The sequence below is a fragment of the Mesorhizobium sp. C277A genome (assembly GCF_040324395.1).
Lineage (GTDB): Bacteria > Pseudomonadota > Alphaproteobacteria > Rhizobiales > Rhizobiaceae > Mesorhizobium.
Genome location: NZ_JAMYVW010000002.1, coordinates 4,877,615 through 4,891,937 on the forward strand (window position 1 = coordinate 4,877,615; position 14,323 = coordinate 4,891,937).

17 protein-coding genes are annotated in these 14,323 nt (G+C 63.8%); 3 read left to right on the forward strand and 14 right to left on the reverse strand.

Annotated elements, in window-relative coordinates:
• Positions 1-39: 39 nt before the first annotated feature.
• The 4 genes from sdhA to NKK52_RS24030 all read right to left on the reverse strand — a co-directional run bounded on the left by sdhA (position 40) and on the right by NKK52_RS24030 (position 3,399).
• Entirely contained in the window at positions 40-1,869 is a 1,830-nt protein-coding gene (sdhA, locus tag NKK52_RS24015) for a succinate dehydrogenase flavoprotein subunit (protein ID WP_023683886.1), read from the reverse strand.
• 1 nt (position 1,870) lies between these two features.
• Positions 1,871-2,269, reverse strand: a complete 399-nt coding sequence (sdhD, locus tag NKK52_RS24020; protein ID WP_023683885.1) for a succinate dehydrogenase, hydrophobic membrane anchor protein — start codon at positions 2,267-2,269, stop codon at positions 1,871-1,873.
• On the reverse strand, positions 2,269-2,688 hold the full coding sequence (sdhC, locus tag NKK52_RS24025; protein WP_023683884.1) for a succinate dehydrogenase, cytochrome b556 subunit: 420 nt from the start codon (positions 2,686-2,688) through the stop codon (positions 2,269-2,271). The genes sdhD and sdhC overlap by 1 nt, the downstream gene beginning before the upstream one ends.
• Positions 2,689-2,928: 240 nt before the next feature.
• Positions 2,929-3,399, reverse strand: a complete 471-nt coding sequence (locus tag NKK52_RS24030; protein ID WP_023709350.1) for a hypothetical protein — start codon at positions 3,397-3,399, stop codon at positions 2,929-2,931.
• Between the two features lie 253 nt (positions 3,400-3,652).
• On the opposite strand from NKK52_RS24030, the gene NKK52_RS24035 reads away from it, so the two are divergent.
• Positions 3,653-4,024 (forward strand): hypothetical protein, encoded by a 372-nt coding sequence (locus tag NKK52_RS24035; RefSeq protein WP_023683882.1) that lies wholly within the window; start codon positions 3,653-3,655, stop codon positions 4,022-4,024.
• 37 nt (positions 4,025-4,061) lie between these two features.
• Here the strand turns inward: NKK52_RS24035 and NKK52_RS24040 are convergent, their stop codons facing one another.
• The gene (locus NKK52_RS24040) at positions 4,062-5,258 is read right to left on the reverse strand and encodes a GGDEF domain-containing protein (protein WP_023683881.1); all 1,197 of its coding nucleotides are present in this window, start codon (positions 5,256-5,258) and stop codon (positions 4,062-4,064) included.
• Positions 5,259-5,421: 163 nt separating this feature from the next.
• Here NKK52_RS24040 and NKK52_RS24045 point away from each other — a divergent pair, with 163 nt between their 5' ends.
• Positions 5,422-5,733 carry a hypothetical protein gene (locus tag NKK52_RS24045; protein ID WP_023670517.1) on the forward strand — a complete coding sequence of 104 codons (312 nt, stop codon included), beginning with the start codon at positions 5,422-5,424 and terminating at the stop codon, positions 5,731-5,733.
• A gap of 95 nt (positions 5,734-5,828) precedes the next feature.
• On the opposite strand, the gene leuC is transcribed toward NKK52_RS24045, so the two are convergent.
• From leuC to rplS, 7 genes are all read right to left on the reverse strand, one after another.
• Entirely contained in the window at positions 5,829-7,238 is a 1,410-nt protein-coding gene (gene leuC / locus NKK52_RS24050) for a 3-isopropylmalate dehydratase large subunit (RefSeq protein ID WP_023683880.1), read from the reverse strand.
• 278 nt (positions 7,239-7,516) lie between these two features.
• On the reverse strand, positions 7,517-8,152 hold the full coding sequence (locus NKK52_RS24055) for a class I SAM-dependent DNA methyltransferase (RefSeq protein WP_023687706.1): 636 nt from the start codon (positions 8,150-8,152) through the stop codon (positions 7,517-7,519).
• A gap of 58 nt (positions 8,153-8,210) precedes the next feature.
• The gene (locus tag NKK52_RS24060) at positions 8,211-9,017 is read right to left on the reverse strand and encodes an amino acid ABC transporter permease (RefSeq protein ID WP_023683878.1); all 807 of its coding nucleotides are present in this window, start codon (positions 9,015-9,017) and stop codon (positions 8,211-8,213) included.
• A gap of 242 nt (positions 9,018-9,259) precedes the next feature.
• The gene (locus tag NKK52_RS24065) at positions 9,260-10,060 is read right to left on the reverse strand and encodes a transporter substrate-binding domain-containing protein (protein ID WP_023687705.1); all 801 of its coding nucleotides are present in this window, start codon (positions 10,058-10,060) and stop codon (positions 9,260-9,262) included.
• Between the two features lie 237 nt (positions 10,061-10,297).
• Positions 10,298-10,795: a MarR family winged helix-turn-helix transcriptional regulator gene (locus NKK52_RS24070; protein WP_023683877.1), complete on the reverse strand. Its 498-nt coding sequence runs from the start codon at positions 10,793-10,795 to the stop codon at positions 10,298-10,300.
• Positions 10,792-11,220 (reverse strand): organic hydroperoxide resistance protein, encoded by a 429-nt coding sequence (locus NKK52_RS24075; RefSeq protein WP_023683876.1) that lies wholly within the window; start codon positions 11,218-11,220, stop codon positions 10,792-10,794. The genes NKK52_RS24070 and NKK52_RS24075 overlap by 4 nt, the downstream gene beginning before the upstream one ends.
• A gap of 154 nt (positions 11,221-11,374) precedes the next feature.
• Positions 11,375-11,914, reverse strand: a complete 540-nt coding sequence (gene rplS, locus NKK52_RS24080) for a 50S ribosomal protein L19 (RefSeq protein ID WP_023683875.1) — start codon at positions 11,912-11,914, stop codon at positions 11,375-11,377.
• 326 nt (positions 11,915-12,240) lie between these two features.
• Here rplS and NKK52_RS24085 point away from each other — a divergent pair, with 326 nt between their 5' ends.
• Positions 12,241-12,993, forward strand: a complete 753-nt coding sequence (locus NKK52_RS24085; RefSeq protein WP_023683874.1) for a sulfite exporter TauE/SafE family protein — start codon at positions 12,241-12,243, stop codon at positions 12,991-12,993.
• On the opposite strand, the gene trmD is transcribed toward NKK52_RS24085, so the two are convergent.
• A complete protein-coding gene (trmD, locus tag NKK52_RS24090; protein ID WP_023670527.1) occupies positions 12,975-13,673 on the reverse strand; it encodes a tRNA (guanosine(37)-N1)-methyltransferase TrmD in 699 nt (232 codons plus the stop codon). The two genes, NKK52_RS24085 and trmD, sit on opposite strands and share 19 nt — an antisense overlap.
• Positions 13,670-14,269 carry a ribosome maturation factor RimM gene (gene rimM / locus NKK52_RS24095; protein ID WP_023814767.1) on the reverse strand — a complete coding sequence of 200 codons (600 nt, stop codon included), beginning with the start codon at positions 14,267-14,269 and terminating at the stop codon, positions 13,670-13,672. The genes trmD and rimM overlap by 4 nt, the downstream gene beginning before the upstream one ends.
• Between the last annotated feature and the right edge of the window lie 54 nt (positions 14,270-14,323).

Below are 14,323 nucleotides of genomic sequence, written 5' to 3' on the forward strand. Positions count from 1 at the left end.
ACCTCAGATCCTTTCGGATGACGGGCTTCGGCACCATGGTTAGTATACCCTGGCCTTCGGCGCGATCTTGGCAAGACTGATGCCGCCGTCCTTTTCCGCCACCAGCGGCTCGGTGTGCACGGGACGATAGCTGAGGCTCACCTGGCCGTTCTCGCTTAGCCGGGCCAGCGTATGCTTGCGCCAGATAGTGTCGTCGCGGGCCGAGAAATCTTCGCGCGCATGCGCGCCGCGGCTCTCCTTGCGCGCCTCGGCGCCGTAGACCGTGGTGATGGCGTTGGCCATCAGATTTTCCAGCTCCAGCGTCTCGACCAGGTCGGAATTCCAGATCATCGAGCGGTCGGAGACTTTCAGGTCCTTGAGCCCGGTCCATATCTGCGAAATGCGCTTGCAGCCGTTTTCGAGCGACTCCTGTGTGCGGAACACGGCGGCGTCTTCCTGCATCGCCTTCTGCATTTTCTCACGCAGAACAGCGGTTGGCGTCGAGCCATTGGCGTGGCGCAGCCGGTCGAAGCGGTCCATGATGTTTTCGACCGAGGCTTCGTTGGGCGAAGGGATCGCCGAATTACGGTCGATGACCTGGCCGGCGCGGATTGCGGCGGCGCGGCCGAACACCACCAGATCGATCAGCGAGTTCGAGCCCAGCCGGTTGGCGCCGTGCACGGAGGCACAGCCGGCCTCGCCGACCGCCATCAGCCCGGGTGACACCCGGTCAGGATTCTCGACAGTCGGGTTCAGCACCTCGCCCCAGTAATTGGTCGGCACGCCGCCCATATTGTAGTGCACCGTCGGCAGCACGGGGATCGGCTCCTTGGTCAGGTCGACGCCGGCGAAAATCCTGGCCGATTCCGAAATGCCCGGCAGCCGCTCATGCAGCACGGCCGGATCGAGATGGTCGAGATGCAGGAAAATATGGTCCTTGTTCTTGCCGACCCCGCGGCCTTCGCGGATCTCCAGCGTCATGCAACGCGAGACGACGTCGCGCGAGGCCAGGTCCTTGGCCGACGGCGCGTAGCGTTCCATGAAGCGCTCGCCCTCGGAATTGACGAGATAGCCGCCCTCGCCGCGCGCGCCTTCGGTGATCAGGCAGCCGGCGCCGTATATGCCTGTCGGATGGAACTGCACGAACTCCATGTCCTGCAGCGGGAAGCCCGCCCGTGCCGCCATGCCGCCGCCGTCGCCTGTACAGGTGTGCGCCGACGTCGCCGAGAAATAGGCGCGGCCATATCCGCCGGTCGCCAGCACCACCATCTTGGCGGAGAAGCGATGGATGGTGCCGTCGTCGAGGTTCCAGGCGACGACGCCGGTGCAGGTGCCGTCCGGTTCCATGATCAGGTCGAGCGCAAAATACTCGATGAAGAACTGTGCATTGTTCTTCAGCGACTGGCCGTAGAGCGTGTGCAGGATGGCGTGACCGGTGCGGTCGGCGGCAGCACAGGTGCGCTGCACCGGCGGGCCGTCGCCATAATTCATCATGTGCCCGCCGAACGGCCGCTGGTAGATCTTGCCCTCTTCGGTGCGCGAGAACGGCACGCCGTAATGCTCGAGCTCGTAGACCGCCGCCGGTGCCTCGCGCACCAGATATTCCATGGCGTCGACGTCGCCCAGCCAGTCCGAACCCTTGACGGTGTCGTACATGTGCCACTGCCAGGAGTCCGGACCCATGTTGGACAGCGACGCGGCAATGCCGCCTTGTGCCGCCACCGTGTGCGAGCGGGTCGGGAACACTTTGGTGATGCAGGCCGTGCGCAGGCCCTGCTCGGCCATGCCGAGCGTGGCGCGCAGGCCGGCGCCGCCGGCGCCGACGACCACCACGTCGAACTTGTGGTCGACAAAGGTATAGCCGGTGGCCGATTTCGCGTCCTTGGCCAAATCAGCCTCCGAATGCCAGTTTGAGCAGGGCGAAGATCGAGGCGACGCCGACCGCTATGGTGAAAAACGTGCTGAGTGCGATCAGCGCCAGCTTCATGCCTTCGGCATGCACGTAATCCTCGATAATGACCTGCATGCCGACACGCATATGGGTGAGACCGGAAACGAGCACCAGCGCCAACACCAGCGCCACGAACGGACTGGCGAGCGCCGCCCGCACCTCGGCGAAGCCGGCGCCATTGAGCGCGATCAGGAACCCGACGAAGAACAGTATCAGCGGGATGTTGGCAATGGCCGTCAGCCGCTGTCGCCAGAAATGCCCGGTGCCTTCGCGGGCCGAGCCCAGACCGCGGACCTTGGCCAGCGGCGTGCGCATATCGTTGTTGTTCGTGCCGCTCATCACAAGGTTCCCCGCGCCATGTAGCCGGCGACCCAGATCAGCAGCGTGAGCAGGATGGAACCGGCGAGCGTCGCCCAGGCGATCTTCGATGCCGTGTGTTTCTCCAGCCCGGCGCCGGTGTCCCAGACGAGATGGCGCACGCCGCCCAGCATGTGGTGCATCAGCGCCCAGGTGTAGCCGAACAGGATGAGCCGGCCGAGCCAGGTGCCGAAGGCCCAGTTGATCCAATCGAAAGCGCCTTGCGAACTCGCCGCCGCCATCAGCCACGCGGCGACCAGCAGCGTGCCGAAATACAGCGCCCCGCCAGTGATGCGGTGAATGATCGACATCGTCATGGTGATCGGTGGGCGGTAAATCGTCAGGTGCGGCGAGAGCGGCCGTTCACGTCTGGCGGTTCGGGTGGCTGGTGATTTGCTCATGGCTGCCCCAGTTCGATGTCCGGAGCCGCGGTGGAAAGCGGCACTTACCGCCTCGATATATGACTTCAGACAGCCGGTTTCTAATGCTCTTTTTGCACCGCGTCAAAGCCGGAAAATCGTTTTGAAAACGTCATTTAGTCTGACAAAAGGCTGCTGTTTCGCTTCAATCGATTTGGCCACCGTCGAAAGCCGGCGCACCGTTCGCTGCAGTGCGGCATTTCCTTTGCAATCGACGCCAGGCTATCGTTTGCAGGTCTGTGGTGTCGAGCCCCTCTTCATCACCAGCGCCTCGCGCGCGTCGATCACGATTGCGTCATGCGACGCGGCTTCCTGGTAGCGGCTGGACTGGTTGGCGGGTGATGCGGCAAACTCCTCGGTCGTGCCATCGGGCCTGACAACGCGCAACGCCGTGCCGAGGTTCTGGATGGTGATCATGCCGCCATTGCCGCATCTGTAAGTTGCCGTGCCGACAGCAGACCGCGGCGCGGTAAGGTCGGTGACGATCTTGGCTGAAGGTGCGGCAGGCGCTGTCGGAGCCGTTGCGGAAGCCGGGGGCGCCACAGGTGCGGCGGACTGCTGAGCCGGCACGGGCGCGACAGTGGGTGGTACGGTATTCACCGCCGTCGGCGCGCCGTTCTGCGGCACGCAGGCTGCGGCAGTCAGCAGGGGGATCGACAACAGCGTCACCCGAAACGTCCGGCGTAACGCCATATGCTGTCCTCCTGCGCGGCTAACTAGCCGCGATGTTCCACCAAGATCAAGCTCACCCGACGTCAGCGTAGTTGTGTGCGTCGCGGCCGATGGTGCGGGCAAGCATGGCCGAATGATGACGCCCGGGTTTTCCATCCCGTCGGATATTAACCATGTTTGGCGAGAGATCGCCGCCGGATGCGCCTGCCCTCTTAACAAAGGTTAAGAAAAGGTTAATTTCCGATTCGATCGGGTCCACAGCAGAGAGGACACCATGGTTTCGAATTCAGGAAGAGCGCGCCTTGCGGCGCTTGTGCTGGCGACAGCCAGTCTCGGCTTCGCCGCCCCGGCAATGGCCTGGTCGCGCCATCATGACCGCGTCTATGCCGATTCCCTGGGCAATCTCGTCATCGACAGCGCCGCCGGCTACAAGCGCATCATTGTCGGCCAAGGCAGGCTGGCCAAGAAATTGTCCGATTACACCAGCGCCGGGCAGCCGGAAGCGGAACCGGAAGTCCTTTATGAAGACGAGGCGGATCACATCTCCAGGCGTGGCTGCTACCAGCCGCCGGTGTTCGTGAAGGGCCGCTCCTATATGTACGGCCTCTCCGACGGCGAAATGCCCAACCTCAGCCCTTGCCGCTGATGATCCGGCACGGCCGAGAGGCCGTTTATGCGAGACGCTAACCGACGCTGCCTGTATCCGGGATGAACACCGTTTCCGCCCGCTCATAGGACAATCGCACGCTGTCGCGGCCGTTCTTCTTGGCCTTGTAGAGCGCTTCGTCGGCGCGCCGCCTCAGCGGCTCCAGCCCTTCGTCGCCGGTGCGCGCCGCGACGCCGAAGCTCGCGGTCACCCTGGTGCCCGGCGGCAACCCGTCGACACTGCCGGCCGAATAGTGCGTGCGCACGGCTTCGGCAAACAGCCGCGCCGTGGCAAGATCGCTCAGCGACAGAAGCACGGCGAACTCCTCGCCGCCGATGCGGCCGGCAACCGCACGCGTGCCGGCGGCCGCGCGAAGCTTGGCGGCGAAGTCGGCGATCACCTGGTCGCCCGCGGCATGTCCGTATTTGTCGTTGAGCGCCTTGAAGTGATCGAGATCGGCCAGCACCAGCGCGACCGGCACCTTGGCGGCGGCGCAGTGTTGCAGCACCAGCAAGGCGCGCTCCTCGAAACCCCTGCGGTTGAGCAGGCCAGACAGCGGATCGGTGTGCGTCTCGGTCTTCAGCGCCTTCATCACGTCGAGCGCAGCTGCCGAGAACAGGCAGAGCGCGATCAGCAACGACAGCAGCGCGTGCGACAAAAGCGCCGTCGTCCAGTAGGACGAGCCATAAAACCCGTCATAGCTGGTGAACGGCCCGTGCGAGATGACGACGAGCAGCGTGCGGCCGATGAAGTTCAGCCCGGACAGCAGCGACAGTACGAACAGGATTTTTTCCGTCGGGCCGTTCTTGCGCACGGCGCGCAGCTCGGCGGCGACCAGCAGGCTGAGGCCGCCAAAGCCGAAATTGATCGACAGGATGCGCCAAGTCAAGTCCGGCTGGACGAACAGGAACCAGCAGAATGCCAGCATCCCGCCACCCGCCAGAATGCCGATCGCGATATAGGGCACGCGCCTGCCGTAGCGCGAGATGATCGCACCGACGAGGCAGCAGGCGGCGAGCGTGAAGCAGAGGTTGGAGACCAGCTTGGTCAGCACCATGCCGCCGGGCAGCGTGAAATACTGCAGCAGGAAGCCGGGCGCGGACACGCAATAGCTCGTGCCGAGCACAGCCAGATAGGGCCGGTGGCGCTGATAGAACCATAGCACGAGGAACGCCGCGCCGAGCGCCAGCGCGATCGTCGGATTGAGCAGCGCTATGAACAGGCCGGTGTCCAAAGGACGGTGACTTCCCCGCTTGACGTCAGGGAAGACCTTAGAGCGCAAGCCCCAACAAGCGGTTAAGCCGGGACGAATATGCAAGTCGCCACTGATGAAGCTGCTGCACGGAACCGGGACCTGAGGCCGGCGTTTCGTGACAGCAATCAAGGAGAAGTTATTCATGGCCGACACGATCACGCTGACCGACCACGAAGCAATTCGCTCATGGGCCGCAGGGCGCGCCGGATTTCCGGCGATCGTCGATGTATCGCCCGAAACCGGAACGCAGCCGTTGCTGAGGCTCGTCTTCGGCCAGCACGCCTATCAGGACCAGGATCAACCTGAACGCCCGGTCAACGCAGGCGGCTACGAGCTGGTCGAATGGGACGAGTGGTTCAAGATCTTCGACGAGCGCGAACTGGCGCTGGTGGTCGCGGCCGACGAACCCGGCAGCCGGGAGGAATTTCATGAAATCATCCGGCGTGCCGGCTAGGGCATAATACCCCAAGGGTCTTAGAGCGGTGCGCTTTAAACAAAACCCCGAACGGTTTTGCCGTTCGGGGTAGATCAGGCTTGAACCAGTCTGCGCTATTTCCAGTCGCGGATGTCGACGAAATGGCCGGCGATCGCCGCCGCCGCCGCCATGGCTGGCGACACCAGATGGGTGCGGCCCTTGAAGCCCTGCCGGCCTTCGAAATTGCGGTTCGAGGTCGAGGCGCAGCGCTCATGCGGCTTCAGCCGGTCGTCGTTCATGGCCAGGCACATCGAGCAGCCCGGCTCGCGCCAGTCGAAACCGGCGGCAATGAAGATCTTGTCGAGACCCTCGGCCTCCGCCTGTTCCTTGACCAGACCGGAGCCCGGCACGATCATCGCATCGACATGCGCACTCACCGTCTTGCCTTCGACCACCTTGGCCACCGCACGCAGATCCTCGATGCGGCCATTGGTGCAGGAGCCGATGAAGACGCGGTCGAGCGTGATGTCGGTGATCTTCGTGCCCGGCGTCAGCCCCATATAGTCGAGCGCGCGGATCTTTGACGTCCGCTTGTTCTCGTCCGTGATCTCTTCCGGATCGGGAACGACGCCCTGCACCGAAACGACGTCCTCGGGCGAGGAACCCCAGGAGACGATCGGCGGCAGCTTGGCCGCGTCGAGCACGATCACCTTGTCGAAATGCGCGCCCTCGTCGGACTGCAGCGTCTTCCAGTATTCGAGCGCGGCGTCCCACGACGCGCCCTTCGGCGCGCGCGGCTTGTCTTTGACATAGGCGAAGGTGGTTTCGTCGGCCGCGATCAGGCCGGCGCGCGCGCCGCCCTCGATCGACATGTTGCAGATCGTCATGCGGCCTTCCATCGACAGCGCGCGGATCGCCTCGCCGGCATATTCGATGACATAGCCGGTGCCGCCGGCAGTGCCGATCTCGCCGATGATGGCGAGGATAATGTCCTTGGCGGTGACGCCTTCCGGCAGCACGCCGTCGACGCGCACCAGCATGTTCTTGGCCTTGCGCTGGATCAGCGTCTGGGTCGCCAGCACATGCTCGACCTCGGAGGTGCCGATGCCATGTGCCAATGCGCCGAAGGCGCCATGCGTCGAGGTGTGGCTGTCGCCGCAGACGATCGTCATGCCAGGCAGCGTGAAGCCCTGCTCCGGCCCGATGATGTGGACGATGCCCTGGCGGATATCGTTTTCGGAGTAATATTCGACGCCGAAATCCCTAGCGTTCTTGGCCAAGGCCTCGACCTGGATGCGGCTTTCCTCGTTCTTGATGCCGAATTTGCGCTCCGGCGAGGTCGAGACATTATGATCGACCACGGCCAGCGTCTTTTCCGGATGCCGGACTTTTCTGCCGGTCATGCGCAGACCTTCGAAGGCCTGCGGGCTGGTCACTTCATGGACGAGATGGCGGTCGATGTAGAGCAGGCAGGTGCCATCGTCCTGGCGGTCGACGACGTGGTCGTCGAATATCTTGTCGTAGAGGGTGCGCGGTGCGCTCATGTGCGTAAATCCGTCGATTTGCAAAAAAGGGGAGGGGCAGACGCGCCTAAGCCTTCGGCCCAGCGAAAGCGGCTTAGCTAAGTCGGCTGGTGAGCGCGCCGGAAATGCGCGAAGAGAAACGCGACGGCAGGCGTTTTCTGTCCTGCAGCACGAAACCCTTATAGGCCGGATCGCCAAAAAGCTCTTCCATGGCGTGGCTCATACCAATGTTTTGGCTTTTCGGCAATTGCGGCGTGTTTTCCCTTCTCCCCTTGTAAGAGAAGGGGAAGGGGCGGCGCTCAAAGCACCTCGAACACAAAAGTCTTTACCAACGCATCCGGCTCGGCGATCGCATAGCAGCGGAACCATGGGCTTTGCTCGACCGGCCGCCATTTCCCGGCCCGTTCCAACTCATCGAACACGTCCTGGAAGCCGCCGCTGTCAAACACCTGGTCGCGCACGGTGAAGATGGCGTGGCCGCCTTTTCTGGTGATGCGGACAAGCTCGTGCAGGCCGGACGCCGGCGCATGGCTGATGGTGAACACGCCAGTCGAGAAGAAGGCGCGGAAATGCCCGTCCGGCCAGGGCAGCGGCCCGCCGAGCATTGCCTGCTTCAGATCGCCATAGGCATTGCGACTGCCGGCGATCTTCAGCATGTCGTCGGAGAGGTCGAGCCCGGCAATGTCGTGATAACCCAGCGCCTTCAATGACGGGCCCGACAGGCCGGTGCCGCAGCCGGCGTCGAGCAGCGGGCCTTCACCCACCTTCACATGGCGCGCCACCCAGGCGGTGATCAGGAACGGCAGCAGATAGCCGAGCGAAGCGGTCTCGCCGTCATAGGTCGCGGCCCAGTCTGCATAGGCCTTGGCCAGCCCTTCCGGCGTGTCGGCCGAATAGACGGTACCCAGCGCCGCATTGGCCTTGTCGATCGTCATCGCCTGCATCCTCCGGAATCCTGTCCTCCGCGATCGTAGCCGTGCCCGCGTCGGACTTCTATTCCTGCTGCGCCCGCCGCAGTCGTTGCTCCAGCCCCCGCAGCGCCAGCGACAGGCTGACGGTGAGGATGAGATAGATATAGGCGACGATCGAATAGGTCTCGAAGAAGCGGAACGAGCCGGCGGCGTAGATCTTGCCCATCTGCGTGATGTCGGCGACGCCGAGCACCGAGACCAGCGAGGAATCCTTGACCATGGCGACGAAGTCATTGCCGAGCGGCGGCAGGATGGTGCGGATCGCCTGTGGGAAGACGATCAGCCGGAAGCGCTGCGTGCGCGTCAGCCCGAGCGCCTTGGCAGCCTCGATCTGGCCTTTCTCGACTGACTGGATGCCGGCGCGGAAGACCTCGGAGATGAAGGCGGAATAACCGATGGTCAGCGCCATGATCGCACGCCACAACAGCGACACGTCGCGCACCAAAAGCTCGCCGAGATAGCCGGCGTTTTGCAGCGGCGCGGTCAGCGCATTCCACGCAGCCACGAAGGCCGGCGCGCCGGCGAAGGCGATCCAGAACAACAGCACCAGGATCGGCACGCCGCGGATGATCTCGACATAGAAACGAGCGATCTGCTTGAGCCAACGCGACCCCGACAACCCCATCAGCGCAATGCCGAGCCCGACGGCGGAAGCCAGCGCGAAGGCGACCACGGTGACAAGAATGGTGATGCCGATGCCCTTGGCGACGGTGGCAAAAACCTGGGCGTAGAGATCGCTGGCGGCAATGGAGAGCGCAGCGACGACGGCGAGCGCGATCGCGGCGGCAAGCCACCAGGGAAAATCGGGTTTTGAGGTTGAGGCGAGCATCAATGCCCAACGCTGGTGAACAGCTGCGCTCGCAAGATCTGCCGATCTCCCCCCTTGCGGGGGAGATGTCCGGCAGGACAGAGGGGGGTGCTGTCCCTCCAACCTGTCAAACGGTTACAGTCACAACCTTTGGCCTCTTTGGAAAAGCTCAAAACAAAAGGGAGGCGATCCTTCACACCCCCCTCTGCCCTGCCGGGCATCTCCCCCGCAAGGGGGGTCAGCGGCCGTCGCGCCAAGACGGCCTACTGCCCCATCTTGTAGTCGAGAAACCACTTCTTGTTCAGCGCCTCGATCGTGCCGTCGGCCTTCAGCGCCGCGATCGCCGCGTTGACCGGCTTCACCAGGTCCGAGCCCTTCGGGAAGATGAAGCCAAAATCCTCGGTGCCGAGCGGGCCGCCGATCAGCTTGAGCTTGCCGCCGGAGGCATCGACATAGCCTTTGCCGGCGGTGCCGTCGGTCAGGACGACATCGACGTCGCCGGATTTCAGTGCCTGCACCGAAGCGCCGAAGGTCTCGAACTGCTTGATGCGCGGGTTCTGCTCATTGCCGTCGAGCACGCTGTAGACGGCGGTGTAGAACGGCGTCGTTCCGGCCTGCGCGCCGATCAACCCGTCCTTGAAGGCGGCGAAGGTCTTGGCGTCGGTGAAGCGGCTTTCATCGGCGCGCACCAGCATGAACTGCTCCGAACGCATATAGGGGTCGGAGAAATCGACCTTCTCCTTTCGGTCGTCCTTGATGGTGATGCCGGTCATGCCAATGTTGTACTGGTTGTCGGAAACCGCCTGGATCATCGCGTCCCAGGAGGTGTTCTGGTACTCCACCTTGAAGTTCAGCCGCTTGGCGATTTCGTCCATCGCGTCATACTCCCAGCCGATCTGCTTGCCGGTCTTGGCGTCGATGAACTGCAGCGGCGGATAGGCGTTTTCCGTCACCACCACGACCTTCTTGCCGCCGAGATCGGGCAGCGCATCGGCCGCCCATGCAGCGACGGGCGCGAGGAAACAGGCCGCGAGGGCGGCCAGCAGCAGCTTCGATTTGGTCATGACACGCTCCAGGATGAGAAGCCCGCTTGCAGCCGGGCTCGCATGAAAATCCAGGCGCGACTTTAGCCGTCCGCAGACGGCTTGCAAGCCGGTCCGGTGCTCAGCGTCCGGTGAAAGCGGATTCCAATGCCTTCAACCAACGCGGTTTTAGAACGCCCCGTGGTCGGAATTTATTCCGTGATTGCGCCGCCGGCAAACCAGGCCCCTCCTGGACACGGGAACCCGTCAGATGACGGATCAGGATGGTGACGTCGCCTCACGCAGCTTGGCGACAAATCCGGTCAAGGTCCGGTGCAGCGACTTCAGCTCCTCGACTTCCAGCGGCATGGCGCAGGCAAGGCCTGCGGATACGTCCTTGATGCGGGCGCGCAGCGCCTGGCCCTTGGCAGTCGGTTCGACCAGCACGCGGCGCTCGTCGGCCGGATCGCGACGGCGGGTGACGAGACCAGCCGCTTCCATCCGCTTGAGCAGCGGCGTCAATGTCGCCGAATCCAGCCCCAGCGCCTCGCCGAGTTCGCCGACCGTGCTCGGCGCATGCTGCCACAGCGCCAGCATCGCCAAATATTGCGGATAGGTCAGGCCGAGCGGGTCAAGCAGCGGCCGATAGAGCTTGGTCATCAGCCCGCTCGCCGAATAGAGCGCGAAGCAGAGCTGTTGGTCGAGGCGCGGAACGGCGATCCTCCCGGCGGTGTCCGCCGGGACTTCGCTGGCCCTGGTTTCGGTCTTCGTCGTCATGCTGCCTTTGCCGGAAGCGCCACTGTCGAAAGCGCCACCTCGATATTGCCTTTGATCGCATTGGAATAGGGGCAAATCTGATGCGCTGCCGATACAAGCGCTTCCGCCGCCGCCTGATCAAGGCCTTTGGTCTCCGCGGCGAGTGCGACACCAAGTTTGAAGCCTTCACCATTGGGAAGCAGGCTGACGGTGGCGCTCACCGCCGCATCCTCCAGCGGCAGCTTCTGCTTGCGCGCGACGAAGCGGATGGCGCTTTCGAAGCAGGCGGCATAGCCGACCGCGAACAGCTGCTCGGGATTGGTGGCGCCACCCTGTCCGCCGAGCTCCTTCGGCAAAGCGAGGTCGACCTTCAGCAGGCCGTCGCTGGTCTCGCCGTGGCCGGCGCGGCCGCCGGTGACGCGAGCCTGTGTGGTGTAGAGTGCCATGTCAGTTCTCCATTTGATTTGTAAACGATTATTTAGTGTACAATGTAATTCGGGTCAACAGCCGTGGCCAAACTCTCGGCCGGCAATCGTTCACAGTCTGGTGAAACGAAAAAAGGCGGCCGAAGCCGCCTTTTCAAAATCCTTGGACGAGATCTTATTCGGCCGGGGTCGCTTCAGCCGCCTTTGCAGCCTCGTCGGCGGCCTTCTTCTCGGCGGCTTCCTTGGCGGCCGTCTCGGCGGCCAGCGCCTGGGCAGCGGCAACCTTCTCGGCTTCGATGCGGGCCTTCTCGGCGTTCAGCGCGTCGCGTTCTTCATCGTTGAGCTTGCGGGCGCGCACGCCGGTGTTTTCCGAAATACGGGCCGACTTGCCGCGACGGTCGCGCAAATAATAGAGCTTGGCGCGGCGCACCTTGCCGCGGCGCACGATCTCGACGCCTTCGACCATCGGCGAGTAGACCGGGAAAACGCGCTCGACGCCTTCGCCGTAGGAGATCTTGCGGACGGTGAAATTTTCCTGGAAGCCGGCGCCGGCGCGGGCGATGACGACGCCCTCATAGGCCTGGACGCGGGTGCGGGTGCCTTCGGTCACGCGGACCTGCACGCGCACGGTGTCGCCGGGCTGAAACTCGGGAAGCTTGCGCTTGGCTTCGATCTTGGCGGCCTGTTCGGCCTCGAGCTGACGGATGATATCCATCTCAATAGTCCACTTCTTGTTCTTCCGACAGTCAGAGCGTCCGACACTCGCCTTGCAGTTCCATTGACCGCTCGGCTATGCCCTTTGTCCCCGAGACATCTTGTCTTCGAAACATTGGGCAGGGGCGACTACACCGTCATTGTTGACGGGTCCGGGAGATTTTTCTCGCCAGTACGGGCGGGCACATACAGCTATTTCACTGACTTGTCACGCCTTGGCCCTGTCTTTTTTGGTCGCATGCCACCACGCAATCGTCCAGTGCAGGGTTGCGCCGGCCCTTCAAGCTTCCTAATCCGGGAGCAGCACACTTGTCCGGCGGCCTCACAATGTCTGTTTTCGACGCAGTCCTGCTCTTCCTCGCGGGTTTTCTGTCAGGCGCCGTCAACGCCGTTGCCGGCGGCGGCACCTTCATAACCTTCGGCGCCATGACGCTGGCCGGCCTGCCGCCGATCGTCGCCAACGCCACGTCCTCGGTAACGCAGTTTCCCGGTTACATCACCTCGACGCTGGCTTACTGGACCGACATCAAGCATTTCTGGCGCGGCGCGCTGCTGCTTTGCCTGATCTCGGCTTTGGGCGCGCTGGCTGGTGCGCTCATCCTGCTGGCGCTCTCAAATCCGTCGTTCCGCGCCCTCGTGCCGTGGCTGCTGCTGGCCGCAACCGCCTTGTTCGCCGCCGGGCCGTGGCTGAAACCAACGCCGAAGCCTGGGCATGAAGCCACGGTCGGCTCTCTGGCCGGTTCGCTGGCGCAGTTCGCTACCGCCATCTATGGCGGCTTCTTCGGCGCCGGCATGGGCGTCATGATGCTGGCGACGCTCGGCCTGACGCAATCCGGCGACTATCACCGGCTGAACGCGCTGAAGAACATGCTGGCCGTGGTCATCGCCGCCGTTGCCATACTGGTCTTCGTTTCCGGCGGCGTTGTTGCCTGGCCTCAGGCAATCGTCATGATCCCCGGCGGCGCGCTCGGCGGCTATGCCGGCGTCTGGATCGCCAAGCGCGTGCCGCAAAACGCAGTACGCGGCTTCGTCATCGCCGTCGGCCTGTTTCTCGCCGTCTACTATTTTGCCAAGGGCTGAGCGGCGAGCAAATCCGGCCGCCGCTCCTTCGTCAGCCTCTCGGACTCTGCGCGGCGCCAGGCGGCGATCTTCTTGTGATTGCCGGAAACCAGCACGTCGGGGATTGGCCTGCCTTCGAACTCCTGCGGTCGCGTGTAATGCGGATGTTCGAGCAGACCGTTCTCAAAACTTTCTTCCTCGCCTGATACCGCATTGCCCATCACACCGGGCAACAGCCGGACCACGGCATCGAGCAGCACCAGGGCTGCCGGCTCGCCACCGGAGAGGATGAAATCGCCGATCGAGACTTCCTCCAGCCCACGCGCCTCGATCAATCGCTGGTCTACACCCTCGAAGCGGCCGCAGACGATGACGGCGCCCGGCCCGGCGGCCAGCTCGCGCACCCGCGCCTGCGTCAACGGCTTGCCGCGCGGGCTCATCAGCAATTTTGGCCGCGGATCGCCGGACGGCGAGGTGTGGTCGATCGCCTTGGCCAGCACATCGGCGCGCATCACCATGCCGGCGCCACCGCCGGCCGGCGTGTCGTCGACGGTGTGATGGCGATCGCTGGCGAAGTCGCGGATCTGGATAGCTTCCAGCGACCATGTCCCGACTTCGAGCGCCCGTCCGGCCAGCGACAGGCCTAGCCCGCCCGGAAACATCTCGGGATAGAGCGTCAGCACCGAAGCCTTGAACGTCACCGGTTGCCCCCGGCGTCGCGTGGCCCGCGCGGCCGGCCCTTCGCGTCGAAGTCTTCTTCGCGCGGCGCCTCGCCATCCTCGTCCTCGACCAGCCCGGCCGCCGCCGGATCGACACGGACAAAACCTTCGGCAACCACCACCTGCGGCACGGCGGCCTGCGTGAACGGGATCAGCACGCCTTTGCGCCCGCCAAGCGTGACATCGAGAATGTCGCCGCCGCCGAAATTGTGTACCGCGACCACCTTGCCGACAACCGCATCCGTGTCGTCGCGGACTTCCAGCCCGACGAGATCGGCGTGGTAGAACTCGTCCTCTTCGCCATCGTCCGGCAGCATCGAGCGGTCGACGAACAGCTCCGTGCCGGCCAGCGCCTCGGCGGCGTTGCGGTCGGCAATGCCCTTGAAACGCACCACGACGACAGTGTTTGCCGGCCTTATGTCGATGATCTGGAAGGCGCGGCCGTCCTTGGCATAGAGCGGGCCATAATCCGCCAGCGCCAGCGGCTCGCCGGTGAAGGTTTTCACCCGCAATTCGCCCTTGATGCCGTGGGCGGCGCCGATCACGGCCATTTGCACGGGGTTCTGGGGCTTCGACATGGCTGATATCCTTTGCCCTGCTCTAACGCCCTACCGGCGTCATTTCAATGATCG